Source organism: Mesorhizobium sp. M2C.T.Ca.TU.002.02.1.1 (genome assembly GCF_003997225.1).
Genome location: NZ_RZTO01000108.1, coordinates 1 through 11,292 on the forward strand (window position 1 = coordinate 1; position 11,292 = coordinate 11,292).

The 11,292-nt window shown below is 64.7% G+C and carries 11 protein-coding genes; 6 read left to right on the forward strand and 5 right to left on the reverse strand.

Annotated elements, in window-relative coordinates; genetic code table 11:
• Nucleotides 1-408: 408 nt before the first annotated feature.
• The 6 genes from dnaK to EOD07_RS08525 all read left to right on the forward strand — a co-directional run bounded on the left by dnaK (nucleotide 409) and on the right by EOD07_RS08525 (nucleotide 6,222).
• Complete coding sequence (dnaK, locus tag EOD07_RS08500; RefSeq protein ID WP_127235058.1) at nucleotides 409-2,325, forward strand: molecular chaperone DnaK; 1,917 nt, start codon at nucleotides 409-411, stop codon at nucleotides 2,323-2,325.
• A 202-nt stretch (nucleotides 2,326-2,527) separates the two neighbouring features.
• A complete protein-coding gene (dnaJ, locus tag EOD07_RS08505) occupies nucleotides 2,528-3,655 on the forward strand; it encodes a molecular chaperone DnaJ (protein WP_127235061.1) in 1,128 nt (375 codons plus the stop codon).
• 148 nt (nucleotides 3,656-3,803) lie between these two features.
• Nucleotides 3,804-4,409 (forward strand): phospholipid N-methyltransferase PmtA, encoded by a 606-nt coding sequence (pmtA, locus tag EOD07_RS08510; protein WP_127235063.1) that lies wholly within the window; start codon nucleotides 3,804-3,806, stop codon nucleotides 4,407-4,409.
• Nucleotides 4,410-4,589: 180 nt separating this feature from the next.
• A complete protein-coding gene (locus tag EOD07_RS08515; RefSeq protein WP_127235066.1) occupies nucleotides 4,590-5,186 on the forward strand; it encodes an NADPH-dependent FMN reductase in 597 nt (198 codons plus the stop codon).
• 23 nt (nucleotides 5,187-5,209) lie between these two features.
• Nucleotides 5,210-5,893, forward strand: coding sequence for an orotidine-5'-phosphate decarboxylase (gene pyrF / locus EOD07_RS08520; RefSeq protein ID WP_127235078.1), 684 nt, complete (start codon nucleotides 5,210-5,212; stop codon nucleotides 5,891-5,893).
• 41 nt (nucleotides 5,894-5,934) lie between these two features.
• Nucleotides 5,935-6,222: a DUF1330 domain-containing protein gene (locus EOD07_RS08525; protein ID WP_127235069.1), complete on the forward strand. Its 288-nt coding sequence runs from the start codon at nucleotides 5,935-5,937 to the stop codon at nucleotides 6,220-6,222.
• 72 nt (nucleotides 6,223-6,294) lie between these two features.
• Here EOD07_RS08525 and EOD07_RS08530 read toward each other — a convergent pair whose 3' ends face one another.
• From EOD07_RS08530 to EOD07_RS08550, 5 genes are all read right to left on the reverse strand, one after another.
• Nucleotides 6,295-7,563: a low temperature requirement protein A gene (locus EOD07_RS08530; RefSeq protein WP_206519439.1), complete on the reverse strand. Its 1,269-nt coding sequence runs from the start codon at nucleotides 7,561-7,563 to the stop codon at nucleotides 6,295-6,297.
• A 233-nt stretch (nucleotides 7,564-7,796) separates the two neighbouring features.
• Nucleotides 7,797-8,849 carry a D-alanine:D-lactate ligase-like protein gene (locus EOD07_RS08535; protein ID WP_127235072.1) on the reverse strand — a complete coding sequence of 351 codons (1,053 nt, stop codon included), beginning with the start codon at nucleotides 8,847-8,849 and terminating at the stop codon, nucleotides 7,797-7,799.
• Nucleotides 8,850-9,386: 537 nt separating this feature from the next.
• On the reverse strand, nucleotides 9,387-10,265 hold the full coding sequence (locus EOD07_RS08540; protein ID WP_041010099.1) for an SMP-30/gluconolactonase/LRE family protein: 879 nt from the start codon (nucleotides 10,263-10,265) through the stop codon (nucleotides 9,387-9,389).
• Complete coding sequence (locus tag EOD07_RS08545; RefSeq protein WP_127235075.1) at nucleotides 10,262-10,897, reverse strand: 2-dehydro-3-deoxy-6-phosphogalactonate aldolase; 636 nt, start codon at nucleotides 10,895-10,897, stop codon at nucleotides 10,262-10,264. The genes EOD07_RS08540 and EOD07_RS08545 overlap by 4 nt, the downstream gene beginning before the upstream one ends.
• Nucleotides 10,894-11,292: 2-dehydro-3-deoxygalactonokinase (locus tag EOD07_RS08550; RefSeq protein ID WP_206519440.1), on the reverse strand; the 399-nt coding region annotated here is incomplete at its 5' end. The genes EOD07_RS08545 and EOD07_RS08550, both read right to left, overlap by 4 nt.

An 11,292-nucleotide genomic window follows, 5' to 3' on the forward strand; every position in this document is an offset into this window, starting at 1 on the left:
GAGGTGCTCGCGATAGCTTGCCGCCGATGCGCGGGGGGTCGCCGCAATGCCGATTTTCCGCTCTTTCGCGACCGAAAGTCACGCCCGAAACGGCAAGTCCCGACCTTGCCGGTCGGCAGCTCCGCGCGGCCTAAGCGGCACCGCTTCAAAAAAACCAAGCTGGAACAGCAGGATAGACCGATCCGAGAGCGGCTTTGGCGCAAAGCGTGGCAGCTTTCTTCCGGTCGCTGCCAAGACGACAGACAGCTTGCGCAGAATGCTTGCGCCTTGTGTCGCCTGTTCTTATATACGCGCCAGCCGTCCGGGCCCGAAAAGCGGGACCATGACGGGATTTCTTGTGAACAGGGGCTTTCGTCGGAACGCCTTTTCAAGGGTCCTGAGAGCCTGCTTAGAGGAGAGACTAGAACAATGGCAAAAGTTATCGGTATCGATCTCGGCACCACCAATTCCTGTGTCGCCATCATGGATGGCAAGGACCCGAAGGTGATCGAGAACGCTGAAGGCGCGCGCACGACGCCTTCCATCGTCGCCATCTCGAGCGACGGCGAACGTCTCGTCGGCCAGCCGGCCAAGCGCCAGGCGGTCACCAATCCGGAAAACACCATCTTCGCGGTCAAGCGCCTGATCGGCCGCCGCTATGACGACCCGGTGACGGAGAAGGACAAGAAGCTTGTCCCCTACAAGATCGTCAAGGGCGACAATGGCGACGCCTGGGTCGAGGCCGGCGGCAAGAAGCAGTCGCCCAGCCAGATCTCGGCCATGATCCTGCAGAAGATGAAGGAGACGGCGGAAGCCTATCTCGGCGAGAAGGTCGAGAAGGCGGTCATCACCGTTCCGGCCTATTTCAACGACGCTCAGCGCCAGGCGACCAAGGACGCCGGCCGAATCGCCGGTCTCGAGGTGCTGCGCATCATCAACGAGCCGACGGCCGCAGCACTTGCCTACGGCCTGGAAAAGAAGGACGGCAAGACCATCGCCGTCTATGACCTTGGCGGCGGCACCTTCGACATTTCGGTGCTCGAAATCGGCGACGGCGTGTTCGAGGTGAAGTCGACCAATGGCGACACCTTCCTCGGCGGCGAGGACTTCGACATGCGGCTCGTCGAATATCTGGCGGCCGAGTTCAAGAAGGAACAGGGCATCGACCTGAAGAACGACAAGCTTGCCCTGCAGCGGCTCAAGGAAGCCGCGGAAAAGGCCAAGATCGAGCTGTCGTCGACGACGCAGACCGAGATCAACCTGCCCTTCATCACCGCCGACGCCACCGGGCCGAAGCACCTGACGATGAAGCTTACCCGGGCGAAGTTCGAAAGCCTGGTCGAGGACCTCGTGCAGCGCACCATCGAGCCCTGCAAGGCGGCGCTCAAGGATGCCGGCCTGAAGGCCGCGGAGATCGACGAAGTGGTCCTGGTCGGCGGCATGACCCGCATGCCCAAGATCCAGGAGATCGTGAAGCAGTTCTTCGGCAAGGAGCCGCACAAGGGCGTCAATCCGGATGAGGTCGTGGCGCTCGGCGCCGCCATCCAGGCCGGCGTGCTGCAGGGCGACGTCAAGGATGTCCTGCTGCTCGACGTGACGCCGCTGTCGCTGGGCATCGAGACGCTGGGTGGCGTGTTCACCAGGCTGATCGAGCGCAACACGACGATCCCGACCAAGAAGAGCCAGACCTTCTCGACCGCCGAGGATTCGCAGTCGGCGGTGACGATCCGCGTCTTCCAGGGCGAGCGCGAAATGGCGGCGGACAACAAGCTGCTCGGCCAGTTCGACCTGGTCGGCATCCCGCCGGCTCCGCGCGGCGTGCCGCAGATCGAGGTCACCTTCGACATCGACGCCAACGGCATCGTCAACGTCTCGGCCAAGGACAAGGGCACCGGCAAGGAGCACCAGATCCGCATCCAGGCTTCGGGCGGTCTGTCCGACGCCGATATCGAGAAGATGGTGAAGGACGCCGAGGCCAACGCCGAGACGGACAAGAAGCGCCGTGCCCTCGTCGAGGCCCGCAACCAGGCCGAGGCGCTGATGCATTCGTCCGAGAAGTCGCTCAAGGACTATGGCGACAAGGTCTCGGAGGCTGACCGCACCGCGATCTCGGACGCAATCGCCGCGCTTAAGACTGCTGCCGAGGGCGACGATCCGGCCGACATCGAGGCCAAGTCGCAGTCGCTCGCCGAGGTTTCGATGAAGCTCGGCCAGGCCATGTACGAGGCCTCGCAGAAGGAAGCGGCCGAAGCCGATGCCAAGGCGGATGCCGCCAAGGATTCGGACGTGGTCGACGCCGACTTCGAGGAAATCGACGAAGACGACGACAAGAAGAAGTCGGCCTGAGCCGGCTGACGGCGAATGAGTGCAAAAGCCCGGCGCAAGGCCGGGCTTTTTTGCAACCCGAATCGAAAAAGTGACGGAAAAACCCGGAGCTGGCCCGGCCTGGCACTAGCATCCGGGAAACATCGCTCCTAAATCCAAGACCATGCCGGCAAAAATTGCCAACAATGCTTGAAGACATTGAGCATCCGGACAGCGGGAAAAAATGAAAGCTGATTTCTACGAAACGCTGGGCGTGCAAAAAGGCGCCGACGACAAGGAACTCAAGAGCGCTTTCCGCAAGCTCGCCATGCAGTTCCATCCCGACCGCAACCCCGGCGACCATGCCTGCGAGCACAAGTTCAAGGAAATCAACGAAGCGTACGAGACGCTAAAGGACCCGCAGAAGCGGGCCGCCTATGACCGCTTCGGCCACGCTGCCTTCGAGGGCGGCATGAACGGCGCCGCGCACGGCTTCGGCGCGGGCGGCTTCGCCGACATCTTCGAGGATATTTTCGGCGACATGATGGGCGGCCGGCAGCGCCGTTCCTCCGGCGGTCGCGAGCGCGGAGCCGACCTGCGCTACAACATGGAAATCACGCTGGAAGAAGCTTTCTCCGGCAAGACCGCGCAGATCCACGTGCCGGCTTCCATCTCCTGCTCGGAATGCTCCGGCAGCGGCGCCAAGCCCGGCACGCAGCCGGTGACCTGCGCCATGTGCCACGGCCACGGCAAGGTGCGCGCCACGCAAGGCTTCTTCTCGATCGAGCGCACCTGCCCGCAATGCCAGGGCCGCGGCCAGACGATCAAGGATCCCTGCCCGAAATGCGCCGGCCAGGGCCGCGTCACCGAGGAGCGCTCGCTGTCGGTCAACATCCCGGCCGGCATCGAGGACGGCACCCGCATCCGGCTTGCCAATGAGGGCGAGGCGGGCCTGCGCGGCGGACCGTCCGGCGACCTCTATATCTTCCTCGCGGTCAAGCCGCACGAATTCTTCCAGCGCGACGGCGCCGATCTCTATTGCAAGGTGCCGATCTCGATGACGACGGCCGCCCTTGGCGGTTCCTTCGAGGTCACCACGCTCGACGGCACGCAAACCAAGGTGAAGGTGCCGGAAGGCACCCAGAACGGCCGCCAGTTCCGCTTGAAGGGCAAGGGCATGCCGGTGCTGCGCCAGCCCAATGTCGGCGACCTCTATATCCAGACGGCGGTCGAGACGCCGCAGAACCTGACGCGCCGCCAGCGCGAATTGCTGGAAGAGTTCGAGCAACTCTCCTCGAAGGATAATTCGCCCCAGTCGAGCGGCTTCTTCGCGCGCATGAAGGACTTCTTCGAATCGTTCGGCGAGAGCTGACCGCCGCAGCCCCGCATTTCGCACGGCATGGGAAGGCGCGATCCGCTTCCCAAGCGTCATCAACACCTTATGCCAGCTTGACGCCTTGCCTTGTCCCACCCACCTGCTAAGTAGCGGGTCGGGGGCGGAGCATTGAGGAGAGCTCGTGATGGCACGTAGTCCCGGGTTGCGCAAAGCGCTGGCCGAAAAATTCGACGACGAGCTGAAGTTCTTCAAAGGCTGGATCGACAAGCCGAAGACGGTCGGCTCGATCGTTCCCACCAGTTCCATCACCGCCCGCAAGATGGCGTCGATCGTCAATCCGAGATCCGGCCTGCCTGTGCTCGAGGTCGGCCCCGGCACCGGCGTCATCACCCGCGCCATCCTCGCTCAGGGCGTGAAGCCCGAAAACCTCTACGCGGTCGAATATTCGACCGACTTCGTGCGCCATCTGCGCGGGCTCTATCCCGGCGTCAACGTGATCGAGGGAGACGCCTTCAATCTCAACGCCACGCTCGGCGACAAGCGCGACATGGTGTTCGATTCGGTCGTCTCCGGCGTGCCGCTGCTCAATTTCCCGGTCGCCCGGCGCATCGCCTATGTCGAAAGCCTGCTCGATCGCATTCCCGCCGGACGGCCTATCGTGCAGCTCACCTATGGCCCGCTGTCGCCGATCCCGGCCGGGCGCGGCGACTACACGGTCGAGCATTTCGATTTCATCTTCCGCAACATCCCGCCGACGCAGCTGTGGATTTATCGGCGCGCGGCGCATTAGATGGGAGGGGAGTAGGGGAATAAGGCAATAGGGCAGTAGGGGACGGACGGGCCGAGTTCAATCCCGGACTTGTTCCCACTTCTTACCCCTACTGCCCTACTGCCCTACTCCCCCATTCCCTCACCCAGCCGTTGATTTGCGCTCCCCTTGCCTGTACCTGTCCCCGAACAAGGGTGGCCAATGGCAGTGATCCCACGAATCCTCGTCTTCGCCGGCTCGGTCCGCACCGGCGCCTATAGCGGCCGGACGGCCGATGTGGCGCAGAAGGAGCTCGCCATGCAGGGCGCGGAGGTGACGCGCATCTCGCTCCGCGACTATCCGCTGCCGATCATGGACGAGGACCTGGAAAAGGAAAAAGGCATCCCCGAGAACGCCGTCAAGCTCGGCCGTCAGATCGCCGCGCATGACGGGCTGCTGATCGCGACGCCCGAATATAACGGCTCGATCCCGCCGCTGCTCAAGAACGCGATCGACTGGGTGAGCCGGATACGCCGCGAGGGCAGCCGTACGTTCAGGCCGCTCTCCGGCAAACCCGTCGCTCTCTGCTCGTCCTCGGAAGGCAAATTCGCCGGCATACGCTGCATCAACCATCTGCGCGCGGTGCTGGTGCGTTGCCAGATGGAGGTGATCACGCCCGAATGCTCGGTCTCCGAGGCCGGCGAAGCCTTCGCCGAGGACGGACAATTCAGGGACGCCAGACTACACCAATCGATGGAGCGCCTATGCCGTACACTGATCGAAACCTCGCGCATGCTGTCCACCCGGATCGAGGCGTGATCAATTTCGCGGAGGCCGACACGATGCGGGACAGGTTGATCGTCGGGCTCGACGTGCCGACACTGAAGGAAGCCGAGAAGGCGGTGCGCGAGCTCGAAGGCGCCATCTCGTTCTACAAGATCGGTTACCAGCTCGCCTTCGCCGGCGGGCTCGACTTCGCGCGGGAGCTTGCCAGCGGCGGCACCAAAGTGTTCCTCGACATGAAGCTGCTCGACATCGACAACACGGTGGCCAAGGGTGTCGAGAACATCGTCAAGATGGGCATGACGATGCTGACGCTGCACGCCTATCCCAAAACCATGAGAGCGGCGGTCGAGGCGGCCAGGGGCAGCGAGCTCTGCCTGCTCGGCGTGACGGTGCTGACCTCGATGGACGAGCAGGACGTGATCGACGCCGGTTATGAATACGACCCGCACACGCTGGTGCTCAGGCGCTCCGAACAGGCGCTGCATGCCGGCATGGGCGGCGTCGTCTGCTCGGCCGAGGAGGCCGAAGCGGTGCGCCGCATCGTCGGCCCCGACCTGGCGGTGGTGACGCCGGGTATCCGGCCGTCGGGCAGCGACCATGGCGATCAGAAGCGCGTGGTGAGCCCGGCGCAGGCGATCCGCAACGGCTCCAGCCACCTGGTCGTCGGTCGGCCGATCGTCGCCGCGCCGGACCGGCGCGCGGCGGCCGAGGCGATCCTCGCAGAAATGCTGTCGGCCTGAGGACCAGTCCTCGTTCGGACAACGCAAACAGGAGAAGAAGAATGCCCAAGGGATATTGGATCGCCCGTGTCGATGTGCGCGACGCCGAGGGCTACAAGGACTATGTCGCGGCCGCGAAGCTCGCCTTCGACCGCTTCGGCGCGAAGTTCCTGGCGCGCGGCGGCGAGCACGAAAAGGCCGAGGGTCCGGGGCGCGCCCGCAACGTCATCATCGAGTTCGAATCGCTGGCGGCGGCGCATGAATGCTACCACTCGCCGGAATACCAGCGCGCCGTCGCCATCCGCCAGAAAGTGGCCGACGGCGAGATTGTGCTGGTCGAGGGCATCTAGAGCAATTCCAGGAAAAGTGTGAGCGGTTTTCCGTCCGGAATTGCGTGACGCGCTAAAGCCCTCGCCCCTTCGTCAGTGCAGCGTGTGCCGCTCGTCCATGGCGAGCGATTCCGCCTGGTGGCGATGACCATGGATTTCGTAGCCGACGACGGTGACCGCCGGCGCCAGCGTCAGGATGATCAGGCACACCGCCATGTCCACGCCGGCAATGGCGGCGGCGACGGCGAGCGCGGCGACCGCCGCCGTGGCCAGCAGCAGCCAGATGTGGAACGGGTCGAAGCGCTGCACGAGGTAATAGTAGAGCGCATAGATCCCGCCCAGGAAAATGGTCAGCGGGATCGCGGTCGAGAGCAGTGTCGCCAGCGGCCCGATCTGGGCCTTGTGCTCGATGAAATAGGCCGCGACATGCAGGCCGGCGCCGGTGGCGACGATCGCGGCCACGATGACCATCTGGCCGTAGCCCCAGACGAATGAGCGGTCGCGGTGCGCATGCAGCACCGGCGCCGACGGCAGCATGTAGTAGCACCACCACATGCCGAAGGTGAGACCGGTGCCGGCGACGCCGACAAGGGCGGCATCGAGGTTCCAGCCCTGCTCCTCGACCACGGCCGACAGCGAGGCCAGCGTGCCGACGACTCCTTCGCCGAGCGCGATGATGGCGAACAGGCTGTAGCGTTCGGCCATGTGATGCGCGTGCCAGGGCGTGCCGCCGTTCCTGCGCTCGGCGAGCACGGGCCCGGCGAGCTCGACCAGCAAAAGGATGATGGCGAGCACGGCGCTGGTGGCGATCGAAAAATCGGCCAGGATCTGCACCACCCAGCCGATCTGGGCGACGGCGATGGCCGTGACATAGGTGAGGCAGATGTCGCGCCGCGCCGGATCCTGCCTGGCCGCGCGCAGCCACTGGAAGATCATGGCGACGCGCATGATGACGTAGCCCAGCACCATGATGGAATTGTCGAGATGCTCGCCATGCTCGATCGAGGCGAACATGCGCGGCAGGCCGATGGCCAGCACCAGCACGCCGATCATCTGCACCATGGTGATGAGGCGGAAAAGCCAGTCGTCGGTGTCATAGGCCGAAGCGAACCAGGAGAAATTGATCCAGGCCCAGCAGATGGCGAAGCCGGCGAAGCCGAAGCCGAACAGGCCGACCGCGTAATGGCCTTCGGCCAGGGCGTGCGCCAGCTGCGAGGCGGCAAGGCCGAAAGCGGTGACGAAGGTCAGGTCGAAGAGCAGCTCGAGCGGCGTGGCGACGCGATGCGTCTCATGCGGGTCGCGCCCGCTCATGCGCTTCAAGTGATGGTGGAGATTTTGAACGCTGACGGGCGTTGTGCTCATTGCGCGGCTCTCGTTGACAGAGCCGCGACAGTAGAGGCGAAGAACCAAGCGTCAAGGCGCGGGTGTTGCAATGCGGGTCCGTGCGAGCGGCGGAGACAGCAAGGCGCCCGCGGTTCATTGGAGATTCGTCGGAACGTCCATCATTTCGTCATCCACGGGTGGAGCAAGGAGCGTAGCGACGCAGCGCAGAGCCTGGAATGACGAAGTCGTTAGGTCTCAGCCAATCATGAGGGTCACGACCGCAACCGGCTCGCTGCCGTCTCGGCCATCGCGTCGGCTAGGCTCATGCCCCACTCCCTGCGGCAATAGTCGCGGAAATCGAAGCAGGGCAGGCCGGGGCAGACCTCGAACTCGATGAGGTGCACGGTGTCGTCGGCCTCGACCCTGAAATCGATGGAAAAGACATCCCGCAAGCCAAGGCCGCCGATCAGCCCTTGCGCGATGGCGCGGATTTTCCGGTCCGCCTCCGGCTGGCTGGCGCCCACGGCCTCCAGTTCCGGCTCGACATAGGTGCCCGCATCCTTCGCCGCCTGGCCGGTGTCGCCATAAAGCACCATCGAGTCGGCCATGGTCTGGAAATCGCCGCCGGAATCGACGAAGAAGACGCCCAAGGCCTCGACGCCGGTTTCGGGCTTCAATCCAAGGAAGCTCGCTCGCACATTACGGCCGGCGACATAGGGCTGCACGACGACATCGTCGCGATAGTGGGAAAAGACACGCCGGCTAAGCTCCAGCGCGTGGCCGAGATCGCCGATGCGCGAATCCGGCCAGATGCCGATCTTGGCGCCCAGCCGGTTGGGCTTGACGAACCAGCCTTTCGGCGAGGCCGGCGGCTCGACCAGCCATGCGCCATTGCGCGCGAGGCCTGCTGCCGGCACCGGCAGGCCGAGCGCGCCGAGCACGGCGCCGGAGCGAAGCTTGTCCTGGCAGAGCGCGAACAGCGAATCGTCGGCGCCGATGGTGCGCAGGCCGTTGAGGCGGGCCATTGCGGGTGCCGCCCCGCCGCGGAAATAGGCTATGCCGTCGGTCAGCGTCCAGACCAGCGTGCTCGCGGGATCGGCCTTCGCCAGAACCGGCGCCGCATTGTCGAGCTCGACAGCCTTGAAAGCGAGCCCCCGCTTCCCGCAAGCCGCCGCGAGCAGGTTGAACTCCGGGGCGAGGTCGGTCGACTGCGCCAGATAGGAGGAGATCTCGATGGCGCGCTCCGTTGGATAGCCGGCGGCGACGAGCCGGTCGAAACAGGGCCTTTCCGGTTCGTAGACAAGGATCAGCGTCGGCTGCGGCATCGAATGCTCCGGGCGAAATCAGGCGCTACCATCGCATGGCCGCAACGGCCGGCTTGCGGGAAACCGACCGGCCCAGGGCGGTTGCGTGACAGTAAGCCAGCCGCCGCGTCTCTTGTTTTGATGCAATTCCGGATGGGACACTACGGCGAAGATTGCTCTAATTCCCCAGCACGGATCTGACCGCCGGCTACATTTGCCTTTAGGGCGGCATGCCTTGGAGACTAGCCGAAACGCGCATCACGATCGTCATCCACGGGCGGAGCAAGGAGCGAAGCGACGCGCGCAGACCCGAGGATCCATTCCGTTACGTCGAAGCGCCGCTCACGGTGCAGAATTCTGCACCGCTGCGCCCTTCGATCAAGGTCACGGAATGGATTCCAGGGTCTCCGCGACGCCGCTTCGCGGCTGCTCCGCCCTGGAATGACGAGGTCAAGAGGCTTCCGCCAATCTCCTACGTTTGCGCTGATTCTATAGAATGAACGGTAAAACCTTGCCTGCCGACAGCCGGCAACCTTTCAAAATCCCTGTGTCTAGGAACTAAGCGATCAGCACGCGCGGCTCGAAGCGGCCGTTGACCGGGATATCGAGCAGGAAGGTCATCCCGGCCTGCGGATCGAGAGCGCGCTGTTTCTCGTCCTTGCCGCTCCAGGCCGAGGTCACGGCGAGGCGATCGGCTTTCGCGCCGACAAAGGCGGGGCAGGAAGCCTGCGTCACCGGCATGGCGATCTCGCGCAGCAGCGTACCGTCCGGCGCATAGGCCTTCACCGCCTTGCCGCCCCAGACGGCGTTCCACAGCACGCCGTCGCGGTCGACGACCGAACCGTCGATATAGCCTTTCGAGGAGCGGTGATCGACGAACACTTTCACTTCGCCGGCCGGCAGACCGGTCGCCGGATCGCAGGCGACGCGCATCAGCAGCCCAGTCGCTGTGTCGGTGTAGTAGGCGATTTTGCCGTCCTCCGAGAAGCAGATGGAATTCGAGACGGTGATGCCCGAAAACAGCCGGCGCAATTCGCCCTTGAAGAACCAGTAGATCGAGCCGGCGCCCTTCTCCTCGCCCTTGCCCATCGTGCCTACCCAGAAGGCGCCACAGGGATGAACGCGCGAATCGTTGGAGCGTGTCAGCGGGTTGTCGGCCTCGATCGGCGTGTGCAGCGTCAGCCTGCCGGTCCTGACGTCCCGGACCTGCAGGCCGGTCTCGGTGGCGATGAGCTGGCGCTCGTCGTCGATGACGGCGATGGCGCTGGCCATGACGCCGAGATCATGGATTTTCAGCGCGCCGGCGAGCGGCTTTTCCAGGAGCTTGCCGTTGACGATGTCGAACCAGAACAAAGTGTCGGTGGCGGGATCGTAGCTCGGGCCTTCGCCAAGTTCGCAGATATGGTCGGAAAAAACCGAAACGCCGTCCATCGTCATCCTCCGAAGGCTTCGTCCCAGGCGGCGACCGCGGCGCGGGCGCGCAGCGCGACGTCCTCGACCGACGCGCCCGGCTTGTAGAGGCTGGACCCTAGGCCAAAGATGCTGACGCCGACCGCCTTGTAGCCGGCAAAGTCCTTGTCCGAGACGCCGCCGACCGCACCGATCAGGGTTGTGGGCGGCAGCACCGCGCGCACCGCCGCAATGCCGCTCGATCCAAGCACGCTCGCAGGGAAGAATTTCAGCGCCGAGGCTCCTAACCGGATCGCCTGGAAGGCCTCGGTGGGCGTGAACACGCCCGGCATCGTCACCATGCCATGATGCATGGCGCGGCCCATGACCTCGGCATCGATGTGCGGACTGACCAGCAACTTGCCGCCGGCCTTGTGCAGGGCGTCGACATCGGCGGCGGTCAGCACCGTGCCGGCGCCGATCAGCGCGGTTTGCGGCAGCGCCTTGACCAGATCGGCAATGGAGACGAACGGCTCCGGCGAATTGAGCGGCACCTCGATCGCCTCGATGCCGGCGTCATGGATCGCCCGGCCGATCGCCACGGCCTCGGACGGCTTGAGACCGCGCAAGATGGCGACCAGGCCGCGCTTGAGCTTCGGAAAGGGTGCGGTCTGGCTCATGAAGCGCCTCCAATCATGCCGTTCTCGCGCGCGGCCTCGGCGAGGCCGGCGCGCACCGCTTCATCGGCGTCGACCGTGCGAAAAGCAAGGCCGGCAAGGCCGAGCGCCGCGCCATAAAGCGTCGCCAGCGCGCCTGAGGCGACCAGCACGACCGGCGCCTCGCTTGCGCCGTAGCGCCGCTTAGCCGAGGCGATCTCGCCGCCGATCAGAAGCCCGGACAGGCATGCCGCCGCGTCGGCGGACTGCAAGTCCTGCAGAAGCCCGGCGGCGCGGATGGCAAACAGTTTCGAGGTGACGTCGCCGCCTTCGCCCAAGGCCCGTTCGCACCATTGCCGGAAGAATGGGCTGTCCGCCGCGACCGGGGCGGGATGCTCGCCGAGCGAATGTTTCAGGAT

Bases quoted from the DNA above. Each gene is read 5' to 3' on its own strand.
- EOD07_RS08530 (WP_206519439.1), bottom strand. From the start codon at position 7,563: ATGAGCACAACGCCCGTCAGCGTTCAAAATCTCCACCATCACTTGAAG.
- pyrF (WP_127235078.1), top strand. From the start codon at position 5,210: ATGCGGGACAGGTTGATCGTCGGGCTCGACGTGCCGACACTGAAGGAA.
- EOD07_RS08535 (WP_127235072.1), bottom strand. From the start codon at position 8,849: ATGCCGCAGCCGACGCTGATCCTTGTCTACGAACCGGAAAGGCCCTGT.
- EOD07_RS08545 (WP_127235075.1), bottom strand. From the start codon at position 10,897: ATGAGCCAGACCGCACCCTTTCCGAAGCTCAAGCGCGGCCTGGTCGCC.
- EOD07_RS08515 (WP_127235066.1), top strand. From the start codon at position 4,590: ATGGCAGTGATCCCACGAATCCTCGTCTTCGCCGGCTCGGTCCGCACC.
- EOD07_RS08525 (WP_127235069.1), top strand. From the start codon at position 5,935: ATGCCCAAGGGATATTGGATCGCCCGTGTCGATGTGCGCGACGCCGAG.
- pmtA (WP_127235063.1), top strand. From the start codon at position 3,804: ATGGCACGTAGTCCCGGGTTGCGCAAAGCGCTGGCCGAAAAATTCGAC.
- EOD07_RS08540 (WP_041010099.1), bottom strand. From the start codon at position 10,265: ATGACGATGGACGGCGTTTCGGTTTTTTCCGACCATATCTGCGAACTT.
- dnaJ (WP_127235061.1), top strand. From the start codon at position 2,528: ATGAAAGCTGATTTCTACGAAACGCTGGGCGTGCAAAAAGGCGCCGAC.
- dnaK (WP_127235058.1), top strand. From the start codon at position 409: ATGGCAAAAGTTATCGGTATCGATCTCGGCACCACCAATTCCTGTGTC.